We start from the raw sequence: 25,705 nt of genomic DNA, 5'->3' as shown, positions 1-25,705 counted from the left end.
GGCCGGTGTCGGCATCTCACCTCAGATCAGCGCCACCGGCTGGGCGGCGATCGCCAACTGGGCGAGCGGCACGCGGGTGATCGACGACCTCGGCGGGGTGACCACCTTGCCGGCCGCCCGGCTGGCCGCCTCCTACCCGATCGGCGACACCCCCTTCCGCTGGAGCGCCACCGATGGGGCGGGACAGACCACCACCGTGCAGTCGACGCTGCACGTCTATGCCCCTGCGACCAACGTCACCCTCAAGGTGACCGATACGGCGGGCAATCCGCTGCCCAACGTGCGTATCGCCGCGCTGGCCCGCTCCTCCTACGCGGTGGTCTCATTGGTCGACCAGAACGGCAACAATCGGACCGATGCCGCGGGTCAGCTCCTGCCCGCCGCGCTCGACCCGGGCGAATCCTACCTCCTCTCGTTCGTTTCCGGTGACCGTTATGCCGACGGTCTCCTGGCCGGCGGCAACGTGGTCTCCAGCTACCAGGGGGCGCAGGCGGTGACGCCGGCCTCGAACGGGGTGGTGACGGCGGCGATGGAGGGGGGCGCCGGTCGCATCGCCGGTCAGGTGGTGGACGGCGGCGGGGCGGCGATCCCCTACGCCCGGGTCGATGTCGCACCGCTGCCCTACAGCGAGCTCGGTGCCCATCTGGTGACGGTCGCCGACAGCCAGGGCGACTTTTCCGCCTCCGTGCCGCCGGGGGACTACTATGTGATGGCCGCCGGCTCGACCATCGACCCGGCGATCGCCGCCGAGCAGCCGCTCGCCTCCATGCTGGCCGGCGGCTTCTATACCGCCGACTACGCCCCCGTCTCCCCCTACAGCAGTGCCGCCGGGCGGGTGACGGTGACCGCCGGCACCACCCGGGCGGTCTACATGCAGCTGGCCACCGGCGGGCTGATCGCCGGGCGGGTGACCACCACTGCCGGGACGCCGGCGGTCAACATGCGGGTCAACCTCGAGCCTTATGGCGTGGCCGGCGCCCACCGCTTCACGGCGGTGACCGACCTCAACGGCGTCTTCCAGCGCAACCTGCCGCCGGGAGAGTACCGCATCGCCGCCACCGGGGTGGTGTTCGACCCGGTCAGCCACAGTGAGCAGGGGATCGCCGGCGGCTGGGTCGGCGGCTATCTGTCCGACGGCAGCGGTACACTGAGCTGGAATACCTCGGCGGCGCTGATCCATCCGCTGGCCGCCGGGGGGCAGCGGGTGGTCACGCTCACCCTCACCCCGGGCGGGACCATCCGCGGGCAGGTGACGCCGGCTGTTGCCGCGCGGGTGCGGATCTTTGCGCGGGATGGCGCCGGCACCATCACCCAGCGGGTTTTCGCCGATGCCGCGGGCAACTACGCGATCAACATGCCGGCAGGCACGGTGCGGCTGGTGGTCGATTCTTACGCCATGGACGCGCGTACCGGCCAGCTGACGCCGCTGATCGGGGTGGTCGGCGGCTGGGTCGATGCCAATGGCATCGCGCAGCCGCTTCAGGCCGGTGCGCAGGCGATCGCGCTCTCGGCCGGGCAGACGGTGACGCGCAACATCCAGCTCAACGCCGGTACGCCGTTCGACGCCGCTGCGGTGGTGGGGGCCTACATTCCGTGAGTTTGGTCACCGCAGGGAGGGAATCCCTTCCCCGGACCGGTGTTGGGTAACACCATGAGGCAGGTTGACTGTGCGGTGGCCGTCGTCGGCGCAGGCGGCGTCGGTTCGGCGCTGGCGCTCGATCTGCAGCGGCGCGGTATCTCCTGCCTGCTGCTCGAGGCGCGCACCCCCGACTACGCGCCCGGCAGCCCCGAGCGGGCCATCGCGCTCTCCGCCGGTTCGCTCGACTACCTGCGCGCACTGGGGGTCGATCTGCCGGGCATGGCGGACATACTCGGCGCCATCCGCCACATCCGGGTGGTGGAGGCGGGTGCGCGCGCACGGGTGGCGCTCGATGCGGAGGAGGGGGGGCTGCTCGGCGGCGTGGTCGAGATGGGGCACCTGCTCGGCGCGCTGCATGGCCGGCTGGGCGATGGCGTGCTGCTGCCGGAGTGCCGCATCGAGGGGGTGGCGGCCGATGACCACTGCGTGGCGATCGACTGCCGCCTGGCTGGAGGGCGGAGCAGGCGCATCACCGCCCGGCTGCTGGTCGCCGCCGACGGCAGCGACAGCGCCATCCGCCGCATGGCGGGCATCGCCACCTGCGGCTGGGCGCACAACCGTTATGCCGTCACCGCCTCGCTGCGCAGCGGGCGCGGCCACGGCGATACCGCATGGGAGTGTTTCCACCGCGCCGGCCCGCTGGCCCTGCTGCCGCTGGCCGATGGTCGCTATTCGCTGGTCTGGGTGACCACACCGCGCGATGGCGCCCGGCTGATGCTGTGCGACGACGACGGCTGGCGCGCGCGGTTGCAACAGGCGCTGCCTGCGGCCGTTCGTGCGCGCATCGGCGCGGTCGAGTCGGTCGGCCCGCGCGCCTTCTTCCCGCTGCAACTGGCCTGTGCCCGCAGGCTGACCGGGCGGCGGCTGGCGCTGGCCGGCAACGCCGCCCACACCATCCATCCGGTCGCCGGCCAGGGGATGAATCTGGGGCTGCGCGACGCCATGGCGCTGGCGACGGTCGCGGCGGAGGCGGAGGATCCCGGCGCGGCCATCGCGCTGGCCCGTTACGCCGATGGCCGCAGGGTGGACATCGCCATGACCTGCGGCTTCACCGAGGGGCTGCTGGCCACATTCGCCCTGCCCGGCGGGTTGCCGCGGCTGTTGCGTCAGGCGGGGATGCGGCTGATGGGGGCCGGCGGCGGGCTCAGGCGGCTGCTGATCGACTACGCCACCGGCCGGCGGCAGGCGGCGGCGATCGTCGGAGGGCGGTCATGATGGTTGCGCAACAAACCATCATCGCGGCCTTCGATCCCCGTCAAGCAAAAAGTCCACGGATGGACTTTTTGCGATCCGATCGGACATGACCCGTCCGGAGCAGGTCGATCTGCTCATCGTCGGCGGCGGCATGGTCGGGCTCACCCTGGCGGCGGCGCTGGTCGATCGCGGCATGCGGGTGGTGGTGCTCGAGCGGTCGGAGCCCGCACCGCCGCGTCGCTCGCTCGGGATCGACCTGCGCGTCTCGGCCATCGTCTGCGGCAATGTCGCCATCCTGCGTGGCATCGGCGGCTGGCCCGATGCGGCCGAGCCGATCCGGCGCATGGAGGTGTGGGACGATCAGGGCAGCGGCGCCATCCGCTTCGACGCCGCCGAGCTGGGGGCGGAGGGCTCCGGGTTCCTCGGCTGCATGGTGGAGAACTCGGCGCTGTGCGATGCCCTGCGCGATCGCATCCTGCGCGGGGAGGGGGTGGAGCTGGTCGCGCCGGACGAGGTGGCCGAGGTGCGCTGGCGGCGCGATGGGGTGGAGGTGCTCTCCGCCGCCGGGCTTTGCTGGCGCACGCCGCTTTTGGTCGCCGCCGACGGTGCCCGTTCGGCGCTGCGGGCGCGGGCGGGCATCGGGGTGTGGCGCCACGACTTCCGCCAGCAGGGGATCGTCGCCACCATCCGGCCCGAACACCACCACCGCCAGGTCGCCTGGCAGCGCTTCCTGCCCACCGGTCCGCTGGCCCTGCTGCCGATGGCCGACGGTCTCTGCTCCATCGTCTGGAGCGCGCACCAGGCGCGCGCCGAGGCGCTGATGGCGTTGGATGACGCCGCCTTCCTGCGCGAGCTGCAGCTGGCCTTCGGGCCGCAGCTCGGCCGCATCGATCAGGTGGGGGCGCGCGCCGCCTTTCCGCTCTGCAGCCAGCTCGCCCGCCACATGGTTCGGCCGCGGTTGGCGTTGATCGGCGATGCCGCCCACGCCATCCATCCGCTGGCCGGGCTTGGGGTCAACCTCGGCATCCGCGACGCCATGGTGCTGGCCGACGAGATCCTCACCGCCCGCCGCTTCGGCGAGGATTACGGCGCGATGGCGCTGCTTGCCGGCTGGCGCCGGCGCCGTCTGCCCGATGTGCTGGCCACCATGGCGGCGATGGAGGGGCTGCACCACCTCTTCACCAGCCGGATAGCGCCGTTGGCCGCGCTGCGCGGCGCCGGCATGCGGCTGGTCGACAACGCCGGCCTGATCAAACGGATGTTGATGCGCCACGCCACCGGTCTTGCCCTGCCCGTTCCGCGCCGGCTCTAGCCTGCGCCTTGCCGCAGCGCGGCTGGCGGCGCTGTTGCTCGTGCTCTGCTGGGTCGGCGCCGGCCCGGTCTGTGCGGTCGCGGCGGAGATCCGCGTCGCCCTGCCGCAGCTGCCCATCACCCTCGATCCCCGCTTCGCCACCGACGCCGCCTCGGTCAAGGTGCAGCAACTGCTCCACCGCGGCCTGGTCCGGCTCGACGACCACTTCCGGCCGCAGCCCGACCTGGCCGAGTCGTGGCGCCATCCCGACCCGCGGACCTGGCGCTTCACCCTGCGCGCGGGGCTGCGCTTTCACGACGGCAGTCCGGTGACGGCGGAGGATGTGGCCGCGACCTTGTCGAGCATCCTCGATCCACGGATCAAGAGTCCGCTGGCGGCGGGTTTCGCCGCGCTGGAGCGGGTGCGGGCCCTCGACCGGCGGCGGCTGGAGATTCGGCTGAGGCGGGTCGACGCCTCGCTGCTCACCCGGCTGGTGCTCGGGGTGCTGCCGGCGCGGTTGGCCGCAGGCGGGCAAGAGGCGCGCACCACCATCGGCTGCGGCCCCTATCGGCTGGCCGGTTGGCGGGGCAACCGCATCACGCTTGCGCCGCGCGACCATCGACGGCCGGTGGTGACCATCGTGCGGGTCAAGGATCCGGTCACCCGCGCGCTCAAGCTGGCCCGCGGCGAGATCGATCTGATGCAGAACGACTTCCCGCTCTACCTGCTCGACTGGCTGCGTCGCCGCCCCCATCTGCGGGTCGCCACCCGCCCGTCGACCACCTTCAGCTACATCGGCATCAACCTGCACGATCCGATCCTCAAACGGCGGGCGGTGCGCCGCGCGCTGGCGCTGGCCGTCGACCGTCGGCTGCTCAAGCGGGCGCTCTTCGGCGACGCGCCGGTGCTCGCCGCCACCGTGCTGCCGGCGGATCACTGGGCGACGGCGAAGCTGGCGCAGATCCCCTATGATCCCGAGCGGGCGCGGCGGCTGCTCGACCGGGCGGGCTTCCCGCCCGATGCCGACGGCATCCGGTTTCACCTGAACTGGCGGACCAGCACCGACCCCGAGCGGCTGCGGCTGGCTGTCGCCATTGCCGCCGGCTGGCGGCGGATCGGGGTGGAGGTTTCGGTCGAGTCGCTGGAGTGGGGCGGCTTCTACGCCCGCATCAAGCGGGGCGACTTCCAGCTCTATTCGCTCTCCTGGGTGGGGATCGTCGATCCCGACATCTATCGCTGGATTCTGCACTCATCGATGTGGCCGCCCAAGGGGGCCAACCGCGGCCGCTACCGCGACCCGGAGGTCGACCGCTGGCTCGACCGGGCGGCGACGAGCGAGGATCGCGCGCTGCGCCGCCGGCTCTACGCACGGGTGGAGCGGCGGATGTTGCGCGATCTGGTCTACATCCCGCTCTGGTACGAGCCGGTGGTCGCCGTCTGGCGCGATCGCATCCGCGGCTTTGCCCCCCGCGCCGACGGCTCGCTGCTGCCGCTGCTCGATGTACGGCCGGCCGATTGAGGCGGGGTTGTCATTGCGCCGCCATCGCCGTTCGCGGTCGGGAGAGCGCTCCTACATCGCTGCGGTCAAATCTCATACCGTAGGAGGGGAATCCCTTCCCCGAACCGGCGCGGGCGTTGGTTCGGCGGTATCGCCATTCGCGGATAGGGATCCGCTCCTACATGGAGGGCTTCGCGCCCCCGCCTTGTCTCCAGCCCCAGGCCATGCCGATCAGCACCGGCACCATCAGGATGGCGAACGACTCGATCGATCGGGCCACGGTGGGCGGAATCGCCTCGGCGGAGGCGGGCAGCGACAGGTGGCGCAGCGCGCCGCCGGCGACGGCGGAGAGCACCACCCGATAGTCGGTGCCGTCCGGCGGGCTGTAGCGCAGCGGGATGGTGCCGTCGCGGCTGACGCCGCTGATGGTGAGCACCGGGAAGTGGGTCTCCGAATGAATGATCTCCAGCCGGTAGGGGATCGGGCCGTCCACCACTCCCGGACCGTCGAGGCGCAGGCTGAAGTCGAGCGGCTGACGGTTGGCCGGGCCGTGCGGTGCGCCGTGCAGCCATGACAACCGCCACTGCTGTGCGTCGCGCCCCCCGGCGGAGGTGGCGGTCATCGTTTCGTGGTGGTGGCCGCCGTGGGCCATGGCCGGCTCCGGACCCGTGGTGAGGGCGGCGGCCAGCAACAGGGCCATGGAGGCGGCCAGCTGGCGCAGCCGGCGACCGCTGACGAAGCCGGCGGCGAGCAGCAGCGCGGCGAGGAAGAGGTCGTTGGCGTACTTGAACAGCGGGGTCTGCACGGTGAAGTCGACTGTTTCGCCGTGGCCAGCCCCGGTGACGGGAGCGACGCGGATGCGGTAGCGCCCCTCGTCGGCGAAGCGCTGATCGAGCCGGATGACGCCGTCGTCGCTGTGCACGATCGCCTCGACGATCGGGCCGGGCGGCTGATACTCGACGAAGAAGAGCGGCCACTTGGAGGAGCGTTTCTCCACCGTGATGCGGTAGTCGCCGGGCTGCCCCATCCGGGTGGTGAAGCGGGCGTTCTCGTGGACGATCGGGCTGGCCGGCGCCCAGTGGTCGCCCGGCGCCTCGTAGGCGTTGAAGTAACGCACGAAGGCGAGCGCGGAGAAGATGATCGCCGCGGCCAGCAGCAGCGGAACGCTCCAGCGCAGTGAGCGGAACAGCCCCTGGACGGGATGGAGTGCGGTGGCGTTCATGATGGATCAGATCGCAAAAAGTCCGTCCATGGACTTTTTGCTTGACGGGAATCGAAGAGCGCGGTCTTCGATTCCCTTACAAATCCTTCGCTTGCATGCGCAAGCTTCGGATTTGCGCGGCCGTCCGTGGCCGCGGATGATGACTTCTTGCGAAGTCGTCATGGGCACCTCGCCAAAAACCGGGATGGAATCAGTGGCACTGCACGACGGTGGTCGAGTGGCGCAGGGGGTGCATGCCGTCGTGGATGTCCGGGATGGGCACGAAGAAGATCGTGAAGATGGTCAGCGGGATCCACAGCGCCCACAGCACCATCTCGGTGCGTCGGGCGAGTTTGGACGCCGTCGGTGCGGTTATGGTGTTGGCCTTCGTTGCGATGGCGGGTTGTTGCATGGCGGTTGCTCCTCGTCTTGCTGGATGGTGTCGTCGTGAAGCCTGCGGTGCCTCTGTCACGGCAGGGTGATGGTGGCGCGCAGCATCCCCACCTTGGCGTCGGCCAGCTTCGGATCACCGCCCGGGTGGAGGATCCACTGGAAGGCGGGGTGCAGCTGCAGCCACGGGCGCAGCTGCAGCTGGTAGGTCGCCTCGATCGCCGTCTCCGCCCGGGTCGAGCCGTTGACCCTGCGGTAGATGTCGCTGAAGCCGGCGCGGGCGACGGCCAGGCCGAACTCGTCGTCGCCGCGGCCGGGGATCGGTCCGGCGACATGGATGCCGGCACCGAGGTAGTTGCTGAAGTCGTTGCGATCCTTCTGCGCCAGCCCCCACTGCACGAAGAGGCCGAGCGCGCCGCCCTCCCAGCGGGTCAGCGGCTGGTCGATCACCCCGTAGATGCCGCCGTTGGAGCCGTAGAGCCTGCCGTCGGGCGCGGTCTTGTCCCCGCTGTGCTGCCAGCCGCCGATCTTCCAGGCGGCCTCGCCCGACGACCAGGCCGCCTCGACGATCTTCATGTAGCCCTCGCGGCCGGTCACCGTACGGGTGGTGGGATCCCCGTCGTAGACCGCCATACGCAGGGAGATCGCCTCGTTCAGCTGGAGGAAGAGGCGCACCGCCCAGCCGGCCTGGGGGAAGATCGAGATTCCCTGCGCGTTGGCCGAGATGTCCGGCGCGATGCCGAAGGAGGAGTTGAGGAAGAGCGAGGCGTATTCGGAGACGTCGAACTCCGAGTTGAGATCGTGCAGCCCGGCGAGTAGGGAGAGCCCCTGACCCAGCCGCTGTTCGTACCACATCTGCTGCAGCCGGGTGCGGTTGCCGTCGGCGATGTTGCTGGCCGTCTGCACATCGCCGATGAAATCGCTCGGGTTGCGCCCGTGGTCGAGCAGCCCCTCGATGAAGAGGGTGCCGCCGGGCCACCAGCCGGCCGCCTCGCTGTCGAAGGTGACGTCGAGCAGGCCGGAGCCGAGGGTGGCGCTCCCCTTGCGCAGGCCGCCGCTGAAGTTCTTGTCCCCCTCGAAGCTGTAGGAGAGCTCGGTGGTGACCGGCTGGCGGGCCTCGTCGGCCAGCGCGCCGCCGGCGAAGAGGGTGAGTGCGGCTGCTGTGATCAGCGCTTGATGTTTCAATGGAACCCTCCTCCAACAATCGGTGGCCCTGTTCGGGGCGGGGGAGGAGGGCGTGCGCTGCCTGGCGAACGGCGGCCGGCGCGGATCGGCCGCGCGGCGCATGCCGCGCAGTGGGAGCACCCCTTCCGCCCACACCCCGCGGGCGGTCGAGCCGTATGCGTCGAGGCCGGTCTCCTGGCTCGCCGTCATCCACCGCACGCGTCTTCCCGGAGTGGCTTCCAGTGACAGAATGCGTGCGCGTCGGGCCTACAGTAGCGGGGGCTGCGTCGGCATTGGCCGGAACGGTTCCTGCCGCACCGACTTCCCGTTTCATCCGAACGGCCACAGCATTGCCGCCGTCCGGACACCTCGACACGCAACGAACCCTGCGCGTGCGACCGGGAGGCGTCAACCGCCGCTGCGGGAGGCACTGGTGGAGTCCCTGCCGCCGGCAGGCGGTCATGGGCGGCCGCGCAAAGGCCGCGCAAAAGGTCCATGGAGGGGCCTTTGCGCTCGATCCACAGCCTTGCAACTTCATGATCCCACGACGGTCTTCGTCCTCGCCGTATTGAGCGCGGTGGCCGCGCAGTTGCTGGCCGAGCGGCTGCGCACGCCGGCGATCCTGCCGTGGCTGCTCACCGGGATGGCCCTGGGGCCGTTCGGGCTCGACCTGCTGCATGCCGATCGGCTGGGCGACGGGCTGCACACCCTGATCGAGCTGGGCCTGGCGGTGATTTTGTTCGAGGGCGGGCTCAACCTCAACCTCAAGTCGCTCAAGGCGCACGGCTTCACCGTCGGTCGGCTGGTGCTCTTCGGACCGCTCTGCACCACCCTGATCGGTGGGGCGGCCGTCCGCGCCGTCTTCGGCCTCGACTGGCCGCTGGCGCTGCTCTTCGGCGCGCTGGTCTCGGTCGGCGGGCCGACGGTGGTGACACCGATCCTGCGCCAGGTGCGGGTGGCCCGTCCGCTCAACCATGTGCTGCTCAGCGAGGCGATGCTGATCGACGCGGTCGGAGCGATCCTGGCCATCGTGCTGCTGCAGTTTGCGCTGCCGCACGGCGCGGACTACGGCTGGCACCGGTTCGTGGTCATCGTCGGCGGGAAGCTGGTCGTCGGGCTGGCCGCCGGTTCGCTTGCCGGCTGGTTGATGACCCGGCTGCTCTGCGGCGGGGTGGCGGCCAATGCCGAGCTGCGCATGTCGCTGGCGCTGGCGCTGGTCTGGGCGACACTGGTGCTGACCGATGCGCTCGACGATCAGGCCGGGCTGCTCGCCGTGCTGGTCGCCGGCGGTTGGCTGCAGCGGCAGGATCTGCCCGACATCCAGCGGCTGCGCCACTTCAAGGGGAGCCTGGCGATGCTGCTCATCGCCGTGCTCTTCGTGCTGCTCTCCTCCACGATCGATCTGGCGCTGCTCTTCGGCCATCTCGGCGGCGGGATCACCATCTTTCTGCTGCTGGCCCTGCTGGTGCGGCCGCTGGTCGCCTGGCTGGCCGGCGTCGGCGGGGAGCTGACCCGCCATCAGATCGCCTTCATCGCCCTGATGGCGCCGCGCGGAGTGGTGGCGGCGGCGGTCGCCTCGCTGTTTGCCATGGTGTTGCGCAATCACGGGGTGGCGCAGGCGGAGTTGCTGCAGGCGCTGGTCTTCTGTGTCATTCTGCTGTCGGTGCTCTTCTACGGGCTGATCGCCGCGCCGTTGGCCCGACGGCTCGGGGTGTGCGGCAGCGACGAACGCAGCGTGTTGATCATCGGCGGCGGCCAGATGGGGCTGGAGCTTGGCCGGACGCTGGCCGAGGCGCGCGAGGTGCGCTACCTCGACCTCAACAGCCGCGTGGTCGAGGCGGCGCGCCGCTCGGGCCAGACGGCGGTGGCCGGCAACGCGCTCGATCCGCTCTACATGGAGGTGGTCCATGCCGAGGAGGTGGGCGCGGCGCTGGTGATGACCGGCTCCACCGACCACAACCTGTTGATCGCCGCCCTGGCCCGGGAACAGTTCCACATCCCCGAGCTCTACATCGGCATTCAGGAGGGGGATGAGAAGAAGCATGTCGAGACCATCCGCCGGCTGGGCGCGCGGCGGCTCTTCGCCAAGCCGTGGACCTTCACCTACTGGCAGGATCAGGCCACCCGGCGGCGACTGATCCATCAGTCGCAGGCGGTGGATGAGGCCGGTGGCCTCGACGGCGTGGCGTTGGGGGAGGCGCGCATCCCGCATGGTGTGCAGCCGCTGGCCGTGCGCCGCGGTGGGGAGCTGCTGATTCCGTGGGACGGCCTGCGCCTGGCCGCAGGTGACGAACTGTTGCTTCTACTCCGCCCTGAGCGGGTGGCCGAGGGGCAGGCACGGATCCTGCCGCCGACCGGGGGATCGAAGGGGTAGGTGGCGTCGGTCACCCGTTTCGCGCCCAGTCCGACCGGGCTGCTCCATGTCGGCAACGGCTACTCCGCCCTCTGCTGCCGGCGCTGGGCGGAGGAGCAGGGCGGACGGCTGCTGCTGCGCATCGAGGATATCGACCACACCCGCTGCCGCGCCCGTTTCGTCGATGCGCTGCTGGAGGATCTGCGTTGGCTAGGGATCGCCTGGGAGGGGGATGTCTGGTTCCAGCACGCGCGGATGGATGCCTACCGCAGTGCGATTGCCCGGCTGGAGCGGCAGGGACTGCTTTACCCCTGCTTTTGCAGCCGGGCGCAGATCGCCGCCCGGTTGGCCCGCTCGGCGCCGCACGGGCGGCAGCGGTGGCGCTATCCCGGCACCTGCCGGCGGCTGACGGCGGCCGAGCGGCGGCGGCGGATGGAGCATGAGCCTTATGCGCTGCGCCTCGATGCGCGGGCTGCGGCGGCGCTGCTCACCGAACCGGTGGTGTGGCGGGAGGTGGACGGCGGCCGCCACACCGTTGATGTGGCCGCGCTCGACGACGAGGTGCTGATGCGGCGCGACATCGGGGTGAGCTACCACCTGGCGGTGGTGGTCGACGATGCGGCGCAGGGGGTCGATACGGTGATCCGCGGCGCCGATCTGCGGGCGGCGGCCCCGCTGCATGCGGTGCTGCAGCGGCTGCTCGATCTGCCCGCGCCGGGTTACCTCCACCACCGGCTGGTGCGCGATCGGCAGGGGCGGCGGTTGGCCAAGCGGGATGGCGCGACCACCCTGCGCGCGCTGGCCGGGCGCGGGGTGTCGGCCGAGGCGCTGCGCAGCTTCCTCTTCGCGGCCGAGCGGGAAGGCGATCCGGTCTGGCCGCCGGAGCCGCCGCTCCTGCCGGCGGCGGGATGGTCAGGCGGAGGGGCGGTGGGCGAAGTTCAGCGGCGGTAGTGGGGGTCGACCCAACAGCGGGGCAGCGGCTCGCCCGAGGGGAAGCGGAGCGCGCTCTTGGCCATCGCCATCGGATCCCCCTCCTCCTCGCCGGCCTGCTCGCGCACGGTGACCTCGGTGAGGAAGGGGTCGGTCAGCTCCTTGAGATTGGTGACACGCACCAGATCGTCACTGTCGGCTTTGCGGAGGAACATGGCGGAACTCCTTAGCAAGCGGGATGGATGCCCTCGCCACAGCGGGGCGGGGAGATGCGTTTTTTGATAGCACACCCGCGGGGAAACGTCCAGCGGCTAGCGGCCGGCGAGGATCGCCCTGGCCTTGTCGATGTCCCACACCTCCTTCTCCACGCGCAGATAGACGGTCTGTTCCTCGCTGATCACCCGCACCTCGAAGATGCCGCGCTGCTCGAGCAGCGCCTGTTCCAGGGCGTTCGCATCCCTTCCCGGCGCGGCATCGAAGTGGAGCATGACCAGCGAGCGCATCACCGGGGGCTTCATCCCCATGGCCAGCGCCAGCCAGAGGAGGGCGGCGACGGCGCAGGCGACGAAGATGCCGGTCACGCCGAAGTGGCCGAGCAGCAAGCCGCCGCCCCCGCCGACAAAGGCGCCGAGAAACTGGCTGGTCGAGTAGACCCCCATGGCCGTTCCCTTGCCGTCGATCGGGGCGATGCGCGAGACCAGCGACGGCAGGGTCGCCTCGAGCACATTGTAGGCGATGAAGAAGATGAGCAATCCGCCAATCACGCTGATCCAGCCGCTGTGGACGGTGGCGAGCAGCAGCGCGGAGAGGGCGACCAGCCCGATGGCGGTGAGAAAGACCTGTTTCATCTTCTTTTTCTTCTCGGCGATGATCACCAGCGGCACCATGATCCCCATCGCCACGAGCAGCGTCGGCAGGTAGACCCAGGAGTGGTGCAGCGTGGGCAGGTGCAGCTGATCGCGCAGGACGAAGGGCATGGCGATGAACATGGCGGTCATGATGGCGTGCAGCACCAGGATGCCGAAGTCGAGCCGCAGCAGCTCGATGTTGCGCAGGGCGGCACCGAGCTGGGCGGGGACGGTTTCGGTATCGCGGTGGATGGCGCTGTGCGCCGGGGTCGGGATCATGGTGTGCAGCACCACGATGGCGCCGAGCGCGAGCAGCGCGGTGAGCCAGAAGATGCCGGGCACGCCGATGGCCGCATCGAGCCACGGGCCGAGGATCAGCGAGGCGGTGAACGAGATGCCGATCGACATGCCGATCATCGCCGTCGCCTTGGTGCGCACCTCCTCGCGGGTGATGTCGGCAAGCAGCGCCATCATGGCGGCGGCGATGGCACCGGCGCCCTGCAATGCCCGGCCGACGATCACCCCCCAGATGTGGTGGGTGCTGGCGGCGACGACGCTGCCGAGAGCGAAGATGAGCAGGCCTGCGGTGATCACCGGCTTGCGACCGATGCGGTCGGAGAGCATGCCGAAGGGGATCTGCAGCAGGGCCATGGTCAGCCCGTAGGCGCCGAGCGCCAGGCCGATCAGGGTGGGGGTGACGCCGTCGAGCTGCTCGGCGTAGAGGGCGAAGACCGGCAGGATGAGAAAGAGCCCCAGCATGCGCAGGCTGTAGATACCCGCCAGTGCGGTGACACTCCGTTTTTCGACCGGTGTCATGGTGTTGAGCCTCCGTGGTGATGAAACTGCGACCGGAATCCTCTGCCGATCCGGGCAAACCGAATGCTGACTCGTGGGCGGGGAGTTTTCCAGCGTCGCGCAGCGCCATCCTCCGCTTGATCGCCGGCGTGCGGCCTGTTAGCAATCGCCGCCCCGGCGGTGTGAGGTGCCGGGTGAGACCGATCCGGTTTTATCACGAGCGGTGGAGGGTCCAGGCCCGGTGAAGCCGCGGCAACCGGCCCGGGTTCCCCGGGTGCTTGGTGCCAAAGCCTGCCCCGTCCGGCGGCGATCGGGCCGCGCGGGGAGCGATGAATGCGGGTTGTGGTCGGGAGGGGCGGGTTCGGCAACGGTGGCCCGCCGCACCGTCGATCGGGCAGCCTTCGCGATTCGTCGCGGGGGCTTTTTTGTTTCGGCCGATCGGCCGTCGGGCGGGAAACGACGGGTGGTCCGGATGTTCGGATCGGCCGCTCAGGAGTGGGATGGAGTTGCGTGAGAGCATCGTGCGGGCGTTGAGATGTCGTGAGTGCGGCAAGGAGTATCCCGTCGCGCCCGACCATGTCTGTGAGTTCTGTTTCGGCCCGCTCGAGGTGGTCTACGACTACGACCGGCTGGTCGGCCGGCTGACCCGGGAGCTGATCGAGTCGCGACCGCGGAGCATGTGGCGCTACCGCGAGCTGCTGCCGATCGACGGTGCGCCGAGTGTCGGTGCGCAGAACGGCTTCACCCCTCTGGTGCGGGCGCGCAACCTCGAGCGGGTGCTCGGCGTCTCCGAGCTCTACATCAAGAACGATTCGGTCTGCTACCCCACGTTGTCGTTCAAGGACCGCGTGGTCTCGGTGGCGCTCTCCAAGGCGGTGGAGTTCGGCTTCACCACCGTGGCCTGCGCCTCCACCGGAAACCTCGCCGGCTCGGTGGCGGCCAACGCCGCGGCCGCCGGTCTGCGCTCCTATGTCTTCATCCCGCACGATCTGGAGCAGGGCAAGGTGCTCGGCGCCGGCATCTTCGGCACCCGCATCGTCGGCATCGATGGGGCCTACGACGACGTCAACCGGCTCTGTTCGGAGGTGGCGGGCAAGTACGGCTGGGCGTTCGTCAACGTCAACGTGCGCCCCTTCTATGCCGAGGGTTCCAAGTCGCTCGGCTACGAGATGATGGAGCAGTTGGGCTGGCGGGCGCCGAAGCAGGTGGTGGTGCCGATGGCCTCCGGTTCGCTCTGCACCAAGATCGACAAGTCGATCAAGGAGTTCGTCAAGCTGGGGCTGGTCGAGGATGTCGGGACCCGCATCTTCGGCGCGCAGGCGACCGGCTGTTCCCCCATCTCCCGCGCGGTCAGGGAGGGGAGCGATCTGATCCATCCGGTCAAGGCCGACACCATCGCCAAGTCGTTGGCCATCGGCAATCCGGCCGACGGCTACTACGCCAGCCGGGTGATCCGCGATTCCGGCGGCTGGGCGGAGGATGTCTCCGACGAGGAGGTGGTGGCGGCGATAAAGCTGCTGGCCGAGACGGAGGGGATCTTCACCGAGACCGCCGGCGGCGTCACCCTTGGGGTGGCGAGGAAGTTGATCGAGCAGGGGCGGATCGATCGCGATGAGTCGATCGTCGTCTGCATCACCGGCAACGGGCTCAAGACCCAGGAGGCGGTGGTGGAGGCGATCGCACCGCCCAGGATCATCGAAGCCTCCCTGCGCGCATTCGATCGTCTCGCCGAGGCCGACGGGGTGCGCCCCGCCGGGTAGGGTGGGAGGCCGGTCCCGCCCGCCGTCCGCGGCCACGGAGGGCCGCGCAACCCACGCCACGGATGGACGTCATGCGATGGAATCGTCTGTCAGGAGCAAGCACATGAGCATTACCGTTCGTATTCCCACCCCGCTGCGCAAGCTGACCGGCGGGGAGGCCGAGGTCTGTGTCGAGGGGGCGACCATCGGCGAGTTGATCGACAACCTGGAGGCGGCCCACCCCGGCATGAAGGAGCGGCTGTGCGACGAGAGCGGCGAGGTGCGCCGTTTCGTCAACATCTACCTCAACGACGAGGATGTCCGCTTCCTGCAGGGGCGTGCGACCGCGCTCAAGGATGGGGACGAGGTCTCCATCGTGCCGGCGATCGCCGGAGGGGGTTGAACGAGCGGTGCGGCTGCGCCTCTATCTCACCTTCGACGAAGAGAACGTCACCCGGCCGATCATCTGGCAGCTCGGGCGGGACTTCCCGATCGTCACCAACATCCGCACCGCCGAGGTCAAGGAGCGGATGGGGCTGGTGGGGCTGGAGCTGGAGGGAGAGCCCGAGGTGCTCGATGCCGGGATCGCCTGGCTCAAGGAGCAGGGGGTGCAGGTGGAGCCGATCGAGCAGGATGTGATCGAGGGGTAGCCCCCATCCGTCGCGCCGGGTCTTGTGACCGCCCGGAATCCCCTCGGGAACGGAGCGGTTTCGGTACAAAGGAGCAAAACCATGGCCATCCACGACACCATCGCCGATGCGATCGGCAACACCCCGCTGGTCCGGCTGCGCCGGATCGCTGCGGAGTTCGATTGCGAGCTGGTGGCCAAGCTGGAGTTCTTCAACCCGCTCAACTCGGTCAAGGACCGCATCGGCCGGGCGATGATCGAGGCGGCGGAGGCCGACGGATCCCTTGCCCCGGGGGGGACGATCGTCGAGCCGACCAGCGGCAACACCGGCATCGCGCTCGCCTTCGTCGCGCGGGCCAAGGGCTATCGCTGCATTCTGACCATGCCGGAGTCGATGAGTCTGGAGCGGCGCAAGCTGCTCAAGCTGCTCGGCGCCGAGCTGGTGCTCACCCCGGCGGAGCTGGGGATGAAGGGGGCGATCACCCGGGCGGAGGAGATCGCCTCCGGGACGGGCGCCTTCATGCCGCAGCAGTTCCGCAACCCCGCCAATCCGGAGATCCATCGTCGCACCACCGCCGAGGAGATCTGGCGCGACTGCGCCGGCCAGGTGGATGCGATCGTCGCCGGGGTGGGGACCGGCGGTACCATCACCGGGGTGGCCGAGGTGATCAAGCAGCGCAACCGCGGCTTTCAGGCCTTCGCCGTCGAGCCTGAGGACTCGCCGGTGATCTCCGGCGGCGAGCCGGGGCCGCACAAGATCCAGGGGATCGGGGCCGGCTTCATCCCCGAGAACCTCAATGTCGACATCCTCGATGGCGTGGAGCGGGTACGCAACGAGGATGCCTTCGCCATGGCCCAGAGGGTGGCGGTGGAGGAGGGGATCCCCGCCGGCATCTCCTCCGGGGCCGCGCTCAGCGCGGCGCTCAGGCTGGCCGGGGAGGGGCGGTTCGACGGCAAGCGGGTCGTGGTGGTGTTGCCGTCGATGGCCGAGCGCTACATCTCCACCGATCTGTTCAAGGGGATCGAGGTTTGATGGTTTCGCAAGAAACCATCAGCGCGGCCTTCGATCCCCGTGAAGCCAAAAAGTCCATGGAGGGGCTTTTTGCGGTCCGATCAGGTTTGACGGTGTCACGGGAAGCCGGCGGCGCGGCGGGAGAGGTGGTGCGATGATCGATTTCACCGAAGAGCAGATCGAACGTTATTCGCGCCACATCATCCTGCCGGAGGTGGGGGCCGAGGGGCAGTCGAAGCTGCTGGAGTCGAAGGTGTTCCTGGTCGGCGCCGGGGGGCTGGGCTCGCCGGTGGCCTACTACCTGGCCGCCGCCGGGGTCGGCACCATCGGCATCGCCGACGCCGATGCGGTGGATCTCTCCAATCTCCAGCGGCAGATTCTCCACAACCAGGATCGCGTCGGCATGCCCAAGGTGGAGAGCGCACGCGAGACCATCCGGGCGCTCAACCCCGACGTCGAGGTGCGGACCTACCACTACCGCATCGACGCCGACAACATCCGCGGGATCGTCCGCGACTACGACCTGATCATCGACGGTTGCGACAACTTCCCCACCCGTTTTCTGGTCAACGACGCCTGCTTCTTCGAGCGGAAGCCGCTGATCTCCGGGGCGATGTTCCGTTTCGAGGGGCAGGTGGCCACCTTCAAGCCGCACGCCGGCGAGGGGCTGCCCTGCTACCGCTGTCTCTACCCCGAGCCGCCGCCGGCGGGGCTGGTCCCCTCCTGCTCCGAGGCCGGCATCCTCGGTGCGCTGGCCGGTGCGGTGGGGACGATTCAGGCGGTGGAGGCGATCAAGGAGCTGCTCGGCATCGGCGATTCGCTCGCCGGCAGGCTGATGGTCTTCGATGCGCTGCGCATGGAGTGGAAGAAGCTGCGGCTGCACAAGGATCCCGCCTGCCCGCTCTGCGGGGCGCAGGCGACGATCCACGAACTGGTCACCTACGAGCAGGCCTGTGCCTTGCAGCTGGGGCACAGCTGACTCCGGGGCGGCCGCACCCGCCCGCCCCTGATCGAGCGGCGCGCGGCTGAGGCGGGGTAGCGATGCACTGCCCCTTCTGTCCCGCGGAGGATACGCGGGTGGTCGATTCGCGCGTGGTGGAGGATGGCGCGGCGGTGCGCCGCCGGCGGGAGTGTGAGGCCTGCGGCAGGCGCTTCTCCACCTTCGAGCGCGCCGAGGTGCGGCTGCCGATGGTGGTCAAGAAGGATGGTACGCGCGAGGCCTTCGATCCCGACAAGGTGCGCAGCGGCATGCGCAAGGCGCTGGAGAAGCGCCCGGTGTCGGCCGAGGCGGTCGAGTCGGCGCTGGCCGGTGTCGTGCGTGCGGTCCGTGAGACGAACGAGGCGGAGATTCCGGCCAGTGTGGTCGGCGAGCTGGTGATGGGTGCGCTGCGGCGGCTCGACGGCGTCGCCTACGTCCGTTTCGCCTCGGTCTACCGCGAGTTCAAGGATGTCGACGAGTTTCTCTCCGCGGTGCAGGCCGCCGTCAAGGGGCGGTGAACCACCGGCTGCTCCGCCTGATCCTCGCCCGTCTGCTGCAGTCGCTGCCCACGCTGCTCGGGGTGGTGACGCTGGTCTTCCTGCTGCTGCACATGGTTCCCGGCGATCCGGTCGATGCGCTGCTCGGCGAGACGGCGCTGGAGGCCGATCGCGCGGCGTTGCGCCATGCCATGCACCTCGACGAGCCGCTGCCGCGCCAGTATGTGCACTACCTCCAGGGGCTGCTCCACGGCGACTGGGGGCGCAGCCTGATCGACCATCGCCCGGTGCTGACCCGTATCGGCGAGCGCATCGGCGCCACCGTCCGGCTGGCGCTGGCCGCGCTGGCGTTGGCCGCGCTGCTGGCCCTCACCCTCGGCTATGTCGCCGCCCGTCACGCCGGGCGTGCGGCCGACTACGGCGCCATGGGGCTGTCGCTGTGCGGCATCTCGATTCCCAACTTCTGGCTCGGCCCGATGCTGATGATGCTCTTCTCTCTGTGGCTGGGCTGGTTGCCGGTCTCCGGGGACGAACAGCCCTCGGGCATCGTGCTGCCGTCGGTGACGCTGGGGACGGCGCTGGCCGCCATGCTGGCCCGGCTGGTGCGCTCCTGCTGGATGGAGGCGATGGAGTCGCCTGCCGTCGCCACCGCGCGGGCGATGGGGGCGAGCGAGGCGGCGGTCTGGTTCAAGTGGAGCGCGCGGCTGGCCGTGATCCCGGTGGTGACCGTCTTCGCGCTGCAGATGGGGGCGGTGCTCGGCGGGGCGGTGATCACCGAGACGGTGTTCGACTGGCCGGGGCTGGGGCTGCTCACCGTCGAGGCGATTCAGCAGCGCGATTATCCGTTGGTCCAGGGGTGTGTGTTGGTGATCGCCTTGAGCTATCTCGCGGCCAACCTGCTGGCCGACCTGCTCGGGCTGCTGCTCGATCCGCGCCAGCGCGCCGGTGGCTAGCGCCGTCCGGCCCCGCATCGGCGTGCGGGGGGGGCTGCTCGGTGGGACGCTGCTGCTGGTTGCGGCGGTGGAGCTCGCCGCCGCCTGGTACGGCGCCGATCCGGCGGCGGTCGACCTGCGGGCCATCTTCGCCCCTCCATCGCTGCACCATCCGCTGGGCGCGGATGCCCTGGGGCGCGACCTGCTCGCCCGGCTGGCCGAGGGGCTGAGGCTGTCGCTCTCCGTGGCGCTGTTGGTGGTGGCGATCAGCGCCGCCGTCGGCATCTCGCTGGGGATCTTCTCCGCGCGCATGGGCGGTTGGGTCGATGCGCTGCTCATGCGGATCACCGACATCGTTCTCTCGTTCCCCGGGATGCTGCTGGCCATCGCGCTGGCCGCCATGCTCGGTCCGGGGATCGGAAACCTGGTGCTGGCGTTGACGGTGGTCGGCTGGACCGGCTTCGCCCGGCTGGCGCGGGCGCAGACGCTGTCGCTGCAGGGGATGCCGTTCATCGAGGCGGCGATCGGCCTCGGTGTCGGGCCGTGGCGGCTGGCCCGGCATCACCTGCTGCCGGTGATCGCCGCACCGCTGCTGGTCGAGGCGAGCTTCGGCATCGCCTCGGTGATGATCGGCGAGGCGGGGTTGTCGTTTCTCGGCATCGGTGTGCAGCCGCCGGCCGCCTCGCTCGGTGCGATGATCCGCGACGGCGCCCGGGTGATGCTGGTGGCGCCGGCGTTGGTCTTCTGGCCGGGGATGTTGCTCTTCATGCTGGTATTGGCCGCCAACCTGCTGGGCGACGGCCTGCGCGACCGGCTGGCCCGCCGTGGTCGCTGACGCGGAACAGCGGCCCGGATCTGCTTGCAACCGGGCCTGCTTCTCCCTAGAAATCGCGCCCTGTCCGGGGCGATGCGCCCTCCTGCGGGGCCAGGTAGCTCAGTTGGTAGAGCAGGGGACTGAAAATCCCCGTGTCGGCGGTTCGATTCCGTCCCTGGCCACCATTTCCGGCCCGATCCACCCCGACCGACGCCTCTTCCCCCTCCCGTCCCTGCCAGCGCAGCTGCTGTCCGAACCGTGCTGCGTGGTCTTCGATTCCCTTACAAATCCTTCCCTTGCATGCGCAGGCTCCCGTTTTGCGCGGCCGTCCTGGCCGCGGATGCCGGCTTCTTGCGAAGCCGTCATTGTTCAGAAGAAATAGTCGGCGCGCAGCGCCCAGAGCGGCTCCAGGGGGGTGAATGCGCCGCCCTGCGGCAGCTGGACGATGGCATCGAGTTCCAGATCGTCGCCCGCCGACCAGCGCAGGCGCGGCGCCATGAAGCTGCCGCCGTGGTCGGGGTCGACGATGGCCAGCAGGTCGATCCGCCACAGTGGCGTCAGGTCGTAGCCGAGCGATGCGCCGATCTGGTGGCGGCTGCCGATGGTCAGCCGGTCGGGGGAGGCGGGCCGCCCGGGCGTGCCGTGGTAGAGGTACTCGACGGCGAGGTAGAGCGGTTGCGCCAGCCACGGCAGCCGCCAGTTGTTGTCGCCGCCGAGAATCAGCTCTCCGCCGGCGGCGTGGTCGAACTCCCCCAGCCACTCCAGCCGGATCGCGCCGTCGCCCAGGTTGCCGGTGAGGTCGATCCCGGCGATCGGCGTGCGGCCGATGGCGCCGCCGGTCAGCGCCAGGTCGAGATCTCCCCGCGTCTGCTGCCAGCGCAGCGCCAGCTTGCGTGCGACGCCGTGCGCGGCCCGTCCGGGGGCGATGACGGCGGTGAGGGCGCGGTTGTCGCGCACCCCGTTCCACTCCAGCCGCAGGGCGTCGACGCCGAGCTTCCAGTCCGGCTCGAGCGCGGTCGGCGCCACCGGGTTGAAGCGGTCTGTCGGGTTCCAGATGCGGCCGGAGCCCCAGGCGATGCGTTGGCGGCCGAGCTTGATCCGCCACGCCCCCCGCTCCCAGGCCAGCCAGCCGCGGTAGAGGGTGTGGTGCCAGTAGAGATGGCTGCGCCTGCTGATGGGGGCATCGGCATCGAGCCAGGTGGGCTGCGGTCGTTGCAGGGCGGCGGCCGCCACCGGGTCGGCCGGAAGGCCGCCCTGGAGCAGCTCGTGGTCGTAGGCCAGATGGAGGCGCAGCCGGTCGCCGCCGTCCAGCGCCAGCCGCAGCCGACCGGCGGCGGAGGTGATCGGCTGCTGCCGGCTGTCGCGGGTGGCGAAGAGCTGGCTGCGCAGCCAGCCGGAGGGCTCGAGGGCATGGAGGGGGGAGGCGCCGGTCAGCAGGAGGATGGCGGTGCACAGCGCGCTGCGCCGGGTGCGGAGGGCCTCCATGAGGCGGCGTCTATTCCACGGCGGAGGAAGTGGTCCCCTCCGCAGGCTGCGCCTCCTCGACGATGCGGCCGTCCTGCATGGTGATCAGGACCCCCGCGCGGGCGATCACCTCCGGATCGTGCGAGGCGATGACGAAGGTGGTTCCCCGCTCCCGGTTGAGCCGCTGCATCAGCGCGATCAGGTCGGCGCCGGTGTGGGAGTCGAGATTGGCGGTCGGTTCGTCGGCCAGCACCAGATCGGGGTCGGCGGCCAGCGCCCGCGCCACCGCCACCCGCTGCTGCTGGCCGCCGGACATCTCCTCCGGCCGCCGCTCCTCCATCCCGGCCAGGCCGACCTCGGCCAGCCAGTAGTCGGCGGCCTTCCGCCGCGCTCTGCGCGTCTTCCCCTGCAGTTGCAGCACATAGGCGACATTCTCCCGCGCGCTCAGCGCCTGGATCAGGTTGTAGCTCTGGAAGACGAAGCCGAGATGGTGCAGTCGGAAGCGGGCCCGGGCGGCTCGGTCCATGGCGGTCAGGTCATATCCGGCGACGGTGAGCGTGCCGGCGTCGGGGCGGTCGAGCGCGCCGAGCATGTTGAGCAGCGTGGTCTTGCCCGAGCCGGAGCGGCCGGCCAGCACCACGAATGCGCCGCGCGCCGCCTGCAGGTCGACGCCGTCCAGCGCGCGGACCCGCTCTGTGCCGCTGCGGTAGCTGCGTTGCAGCCCGCAGGCGGTGATCAACGGATTACGCGGCGCGCAGCGCCGTCGCCGGCTCCAGCCGGGCGGCGCGGGCGGCGGGGATCAGGCCGGCGAGCAGGGCGCCTGCGACGGCGGCGGCGAGGATGCGCAGCAGGCCGGCCCACTCCAGCCGCGGGTGGATCACCGGATCCATGTACATGAAGGAGAGGGCGGCGGCGAAGCGTGTCAGATCGATGCCGTGGGCGCCGAACCAGAAGACCAGCATGGCGCCGATGGTGAAGCCGGCCAGGCCGCCGAGCAACACCAGGATCAGCGTCTCCCACACCACCATGGCGAAGATCCGCACGGGGGTGGCTCCGAGCGCCCCCATCAGGCCGAACTCCCGTACCCGGTCGTGGACGGACATCAGCATGGTGTTGAGCACCTCGGCCAGAACCACGGCGATGACGACGAGGAGCACGATCCAGGTGTAGGCGTCGGCGAAGTCGGACCATTGGCGGGCCATCGGATCGATGTCGAACCAGCGCATCACCTCCAGCCCGTCGGGGGCGTAGCGCCGCCGTAGCTCCTCGGCCAGCGGGGTGACCGCCGCGAAGTCGTCGGCGCGGATCACCAGATCGGTCACCGCATCGCCCAGGCCCAGCCACCGCTGCGCCTCGGCCAGCGGGACGAGCACGGTCATGTCGTCGAGCTCGAGCACGCCCGAATGGAGGATGCCGCGCACGCGGAAGAGTTCGGAGGCGATCTCGCCGCCGGAGACGGCGGCCATCAGCACCAGCTTGTCGCCGAGGCCGACGCCCAGCCGTTCGGCCAGCCCCGCGCCGATCACCGCCGCATGGGTCTCGTGCGGCACCAGCCACCGGCCGCGGGTGACGAAACCGGCCAGGCGCGAGACGCGGCGCTCGGCCTCGGGCAGGACGGCGGTGATCTGCGCGCCGGCGTTGCCCCGGGCGCTGGAGGCGAGCCCCGAACGGCGGATGCGCAGGGTGGTGGCACGCACGCCGGGCAGCGCCTCCACCGCCGCGCGCAGCGGGCGTGGGTGGCGGATGCGCTGCCCGGGCTTGCGCTCCAGCGCGAAGCCGCGGGCGTGGATCTGGATGTGGCCGACCGTGGTCAGGGCGAAGTTGGCCTTGATCTGCTGCATCCAGCCGTCGTTCATCGCCGAGAGGAAGGTGAGTGCCGCGATGCCGACGGCCAGCGCGACGACGGTCAGCCCGGTGCGCAGCGGGTGGCGCAGCAGGTTGCGCCAACCGAGGGTGAGCTCGATGGCGTTCACCGCCGCATGGCCGCAACCGGCTCCAGCCGGGCCGCGCGCAGCGCCGGCCACAGGGCGGCGACCACAGCGGCGGCGAGCACGGCCAGCACGCTGTCGCGCAGGTGGTCGCGATCGATCTCGGTGTGGATCACCGGGTCGATGTAGAAGCGGGCCATGCTTCCCATCCTGCTGGAGAGGTCGATGCCCGCGCTGTGGAAGTGGCCGACCAGCAACAGACCGATCAGGCCGCCGAGCGCCACTCCGGCGCAGCCCAGGATCAGCGATTCGGCCACCACCATGGCGGCCAGCCGCCCCCGGCCGCAGCCGAGCGCCATCATCACCCCGAACTCACGGGTCCGCTCGAGCATGCTCATCAGCACGGTGTTGGAGACGCCGGCGGCGATGATCACCAGCACGATGGAGAGGAAGATGTAGTAGAAGCCGTTCTCCAGCACCACCCACTGCTCCATCATCGGATACATGTCGTGCCAGCGCAGCACCTCGTATGCCGGCCCGAGGCGCTGGCGCAGCCACCGGGTGGTCGGCTCCAGCCGGCTGCGCGGCAGCTGCACCACCACTTCGGAGATCCGCCCCTCCATCGCCGTCAGCCGCTGCAGGAAGGCGAGCGGCACGATGGCCAACCCGCGGTCGATCCCCTCCTCGCCGCTGGAGATGATCCCGACCAGCCGTAGCCGCTCGGCGGCCGGCGCGCCGAAGCGGTCTTCGGTCAGGACGATCACGGTATCACCCGGCCGGAGGCCGAGGTTGCGCGCGGTGGTGGCGCCGACCACGCAGGCGGCCCCGTCGCCGGCGCGCAGGAAGCGGCCGCGGTCCACCTTCCGCGCCAGGGTGGTCGTGCGCCGCTCCCCCGCCGGGTCGACACCGAGCAGGATCAGCCCCTCGGAGCGGTCGCCGCCGACGGCCAGCGCGAAGGTGCGCAGGCGGCTGGTGCGGCGGTCGATTCCCCGCCGGTCGAGCAGCCGCGCCACCCGATCGGGATCGGGCAGGGTGCGGCGCAGTTGCGGATGGTGGAAGAAGCCGCGGGCGTGGATCTGCAGGCTGCCGACGATGGTCTGTTGCAGGTTGCGCGTCATGCCGTTGTGCACGCCGTCGTTGAAGCCCCAGAGGAAGAGCATCGCGGCCAGCCCGATGGCCACGGCGGCGATGGTGATCAGGCTGCGCCGGCGGTGGCGCAGGATGTTGCGCCAGGCGAGTGCGAGGATCAGCGGCCGGCCCGGCGCAGGTTGGCGCGGCTGAAGATGCGCGCCGGGATGGGGGGATCGAAGGTGATCCGCTCCAGCAGCATCACCGTGCGCCGCCCGGGGGTGGCGGAGGGCTGCACCACCCAGCGGGTGGGGATGCGGCGCCCGTCCATGGTGCGCACCCGATCGAAGGTGATGGTGCGGATGTGGCGGCCGTGCTCGTCGTAGTAGTCGTCGGTGCGCGGCAGGCCGTCGTGGCCGATGCGGTGGACGATCCGCCCCCAGACCACCGGCGCATCGGGTCGGGCGGTCGACTCCACCGTGTAGATGGCGCCGTCATCGCCGATGATGCGGTGGCGGTAGTCGCGCACGATCGCATCCATCTTGACCAGATCGTCGTTGGTGAAGTCCGACCCCATCCAGGAGGAGCGCATCATCGACGGCGGGATGCGGATGTCGCGCTCCAGCCGCGGCAGGTACATCCAGAGGTTGGCGCCATCCTTCAACCAGGTGGTGTCGCGCTCCTTGCGCGGGGCGAGCACGCGGATGAAGAAGCGATGGCCGCTGCGGTCGTCCCAGGCGTCGAAGCGCAGCGTGCGCCGCCACTGCGCCGTCTCGATGCGCATGGTGTAGCGGGCGATGCTGCGCTCGGCGCGCATGCGCGCCTGCACCTGTCGGATCAGTTCGGTGGCATCGATTGCCCGGGCGGGTGCGGGGAGTGCGCAGGCCAGCCACACGCTGCCGGCAAGCAGCAGCGCCCCGCCGATGCGACGACGGGGCGACCGGCCGGTTACGACGCTGGCCAGCCGCACGCCTCGGGGGTGAGGCCGTAGGGTTCTCCGATCACTCGTGGCCATGCGCCGCAGGCCAGGATCAGCCCTTCGCACGCCTCGCGCACCGCGCCGCGGCCGCCGCGGTGGCGGCTGATCCAGTCGGCATGGCGCCGCACCGCCGGGTGGGCGTCGGCGGGGGCGAAGGCCAGCGCGCAGGCGCGCATCGCCGGCAGATCGACGATGTCGTCGCCCATCATGGCGCATGCTTCTGGTGCCACACCGGCCGTTTCGGCCAGCCTGGCGATCCCCTCGGCCTTGTTCCAGCACCCCTGCACGATCAGGTCGATGCCCAGCTCGCCGGCACGGGCCTCCACCACATGCGAGCTGCGGCCGGTGAGGATGGCCGGGCG

The 25,705-nt window shown here is 70.4% G+C and carries 25 protein-coding genes, 1 tRNA gene and 2 riboswitches; of the genes, 15 read left to right on the top strand and 11 right to left on the bottom strand.

Annotated features, from left to right (window positions below):
- The 4 genes from D6682_04490 to D6682_04475 form a co-directional block, all read left to right on the top strand.
- Nucleotides 1-1,597: carboxypeptidase regulatory-like domain-containing protein (locus tag D6682_04490; protein ID RMH51461.1), on the top strand; the 1,597-nt coding region annotated here is incomplete at its 5' end.
- Between the two features lie 54 nt (nt 1,598-1,651).
- Nucleotides 1,652-2,854 carry a ubiquinone biosynthesis protein gene (locus D6682_04485; GenBank protein ID RMH51460.1) on the top strand — a complete coding sequence of 401 codons (1,203 nt, stop codon included), beginning with the start codon at nt 1,652-1,654 and terminating at the stop codon, nt 2,852-2,854.
- A gap of 85 nt (nt 2,855-2,939) precedes the next feature.
- Entirely contained in the window at nt 2,940-4,145 is a 1,206-nt protein-coding gene (locus D6682_04480; GenBank protein RMH51459.1) for an FAD-dependent oxidoreductase, read from the top strand.
- A 1-nt stretch (nt 4,146) separates the two neighbouring features.
- Entirely contained in the window at nt 4,147-5,643 is a 1,497-nt protein-coding gene (locus D6682_04475; protein RMH51467.1) for an ABC transporter substrate-binding protein, read from the top strand.
- Nucleotides 5,644-5,800: 157 nt separating this feature from the next.
- Here the strand turns inward: D6682_04475 and D6682_04470 are convergent, their stop codons facing one another.
- The 3 genes from D6682_04470 to D6682_04460 all read right to left on the bottom strand — a co-directional run bounded on the left by D6682_04470 (nt 5,801) and on the right by D6682_04460 (nt 8,500).
- Entirely contained in the window at nt 5,801-6,844 is a 1,044-nt protein-coding gene (locus D6682_04470) for a hypothetical protein (GenBank protein ID RMH51458.1), read from the bottom strand.
- A gap of 190 nt (nt 6,845-7,034) precedes the next feature.
- Nucleotides 7,035-7,235 carry a hypothetical protein gene (locus tag D6682_04465; protein ID RMH51457.1) on the bottom strand — a complete coding sequence of 67 codons (201 nt, stop codon included), beginning with the start codon at nt 7,233-7,235 and terminating at the stop codon, nt 7,035-7,037.
- 56 nt (nt 7,236-7,291) lie between these two features.
- A complete protein-coding gene (locus D6682_04460; GenBank protein RMH51466.1) occupies nt 7,292-8,500 on the bottom strand; it encodes a carbohydrate porin in 1,209 nt (402 codons plus the stop codon).
- Between the two features lie 44 nt (nt 8,501-8,544).
- Nucleotides 8,545-8,761: riboswitch (cobalamin riboswitch) on the bottom strand.
- 142 nt (nt 8,762-8,903) lie between these two features.
- On the opposite strand from D6682_04460, the gene D6682_04455 reads away from it, so the two are divergent.
- On the top strand, nt 8,904-10,751 hold the full coding sequence (locus D6682_04455) for a sodium:proton antiporter (protein ID RMH51456.1): 1,848 nt from the start codon (nt 8,904-8,906) through the stop codon (nt 10,749-10,751).
- Nucleotides 10,752-11,681 (top strand): tRNA glutamyl-Q(34) synthetase GluQRS, encoded by a 930-nt coding sequence (locus tag D6682_04450; GenBank protein ID RMH51455.1) that lies wholly within the window; start codon nt 10,752-10,754, stop codon nt 11,679-11,681.
- Here D6682_04450 and D6682_04445 read toward each other — a convergent pair.
- On the bottom strand, nt 11,669-11,875 hold the full coding sequence (locus D6682_04445; GenBank protein RMH51454.1) for an acetyltransferase: 207 nt from the start codon (nt 11,873-11,875) through the stop codon (nt 11,669-11,671). The genes D6682_04450 and D6682_04445 overlap by 13 nt on opposite strands.
- A gap of 96 nt (nt 11,876-11,971) precedes the next feature.
- Entirely contained in the window at nt 11,972-13,324 is a 1,353-nt protein-coding gene (locus D6682_04440) for an MFS transporter (protein ID RMH51453.1), read from the bottom strand.
- 187 nt (nt 13,325-13,511) lie between these two features.
- A riboswitch (SAM riboswitch) is annotated at nt 13,512-13,639 on the top strand.
- A gap of 164 nt (nt 13,640-13,803) precedes the next feature.
- Between D6682_04440 and D6682_04435 the strand changes: the two genes are divergently transcribed.
- The 9 genes from D6682_04435 (at nt 13,804) to D6682_04395 (ending at nt 20,089) form a co-directional block, all read left to right on the top strand.
- On the top strand, nt 13,804-15,063 hold the full coding sequence (locus tag D6682_04435; protein RMH51452.1) for a threonine synthase: 1,260 nt from the start codon (nt 13,804-13,806) through the stop codon (nt 15,061-15,063).
- A gap of 103 nt (nt 15,064-15,166) precedes the next feature.
- On the top strand, nt 15,167-15,445 hold the full coding sequence (locus D6682_04430; protein RMH51451.1) for a MoaD/ThiS family protein: 279 nt from the start codon (nt 15,167-15,169) through the stop codon (nt 15,443-15,445).
- A 7-nt stretch (nt 15,446-15,452) separates the two neighbouring features.
- On the top strand, nt 15,453-15,692 hold the full coding sequence (locus tag D6682_04425; GenBank protein RMH51450.1) for a FeS-binding protein: 240 nt from the start codon (nt 15,453-15,455) through the stop codon (nt 15,690-15,692).
- 81 nt (nt 15,693-15,773) lie between these two features.
- A complete protein-coding gene (cysK, locus tag D6682_04420; GenBank protein ID RMH51449.1) occupies nt 15,774-16,703 on the top strand; it encodes a cysteine synthase A in 930 nt (309 codons plus the stop codon).
- Between the two features lie 133 nt (nt 16,704-16,836).
- Entirely contained in the window at nt 16,837-17,661 is an 825-nt protein-coding gene (gene moeB, locus D6682_04415; GenBank protein ID RMH51448.1) for a molybdopterin-synthase adenylyltransferase MoeB, read from the top strand.
- A gap of 62 nt (nt 17,662-17,723) precedes the next feature.
- Nucleotides 17,724-18,179, top strand: coding sequence for a transcriptional repressor NrdR (gene nrdR, locus D6682_04410; protein ID RMH51447.1), 456 nt, complete (start codon nt 17,724-17,726; stop codon nt 18,177-18,179).
- Nucleotides 18,180-18,271: 92 nt separating this feature from the next.
- Complete coding sequence (locus D6682_04405; protein RMH51465.1) at nt 18,272-19,111, top strand: ABC transporter permease; 840 nt, start codon at nt 18,272-18,274, stop codon at nt 19,109-19,111.
- Nucleotides 19,112-19,133: 22 nt separating this feature from the next.
- Complete coding sequence (locus D6682_04400; protein RMH51464.1) at nt 19,134-19,925, top strand: ABC transporter permease; 792 nt, start codon at nt 19,134-19,136, stop codon at nt 19,923-19,925.
- A gap of 88 nt (nt 19,926-20,013) precedes the next feature.
- Nucleotides 20,014-20,089: transfer RNA gene (locus D6682_04395), tRNA-Phe, on the top strand.
- Between the two features lie 184 nt (nt 20,090-20,273).
- Here D6682_04395 and D6682_04390 read toward each other — a convergent pair.
- The 6 genes from D6682_04390 to D6682_04365 form a co-directional block, all read right to left on the bottom strand.
- Nucleotides 20,274-21,359: a hypothetical protein gene (locus D6682_04390; GenBank protein ID RMH51463.1), complete on the bottom strand. Its 1,086-nt coding sequence runs from the start codon at nt 21,357-21,359 to the stop codon at nt 20,274-20,276.
- A gap of 40 nt (nt 21,360-21,399) precedes the next feature.
- A complete protein-coding gene (locus tag D6682_04385) occupies nt 21,400-22,107 on the bottom strand; it encodes an ABC transporter ATP-binding protein (protein ID RMH51446.1) in 708 nt (235 codons plus the stop codon).
- 4 nt (nt 22,108-22,111) lie between these two features.
- Nucleotides 22,112-23,341, bottom strand: a complete 1,230-nt coding sequence (locus D6682_04380) for an ABC transporter permease (GenBank protein RMH51445.1) — start codon at nt 23,339-23,341, stop codon at nt 22,112-22,114.
- A complete protein-coding gene (locus D6682_04375) occupies nt 23,338-24,477 on the bottom strand; it encodes an ABC transporter permease (GenBank protein RMH51444.1) in 1,140 nt (379 codons plus the stop codon). Before D6682_04375 ends, D6682_04380 begins: the two co-directional genes overlap by 4 nt.
- 65 nt (nt 24,478-24,542) lie before the next feature.
- Nucleotides 24,543-25,181 (bottom strand): outer membrane lipoprotein-sorting protein, encoded by a 639-nt coding sequence (locus tag D6682_04370; protein RMH51462.1) that lies wholly within the window; start codon nt 25,179-25,181, stop codon nt 24,543-24,545.
- A gap of 131 nt (nt 25,182-25,312) precedes the next feature.
- Nucleotides 25,313-25,705, bottom strand: a 393-nt coding sequence (locus D6682_04365; GenBank protein ID RMH51443.1) for a phenylphosphate carboxylase subunit delta, incomplete at its 5' end; no start/stop codon positions are given.

Source organism: Zetaproteobacteria bacterium, assembly GCA_003696765.1.
Taxonomy (GTDB): Bacteria; Pseudomonadota; Zetaproteobacteria; order Mariprofundales; family J009; genus RFFX01.
The sequence above is the reverse complement of the archived record's forward strand: the minus strand, read 5'-3'. Positions and strand labels throughout refer to the sequence as shown.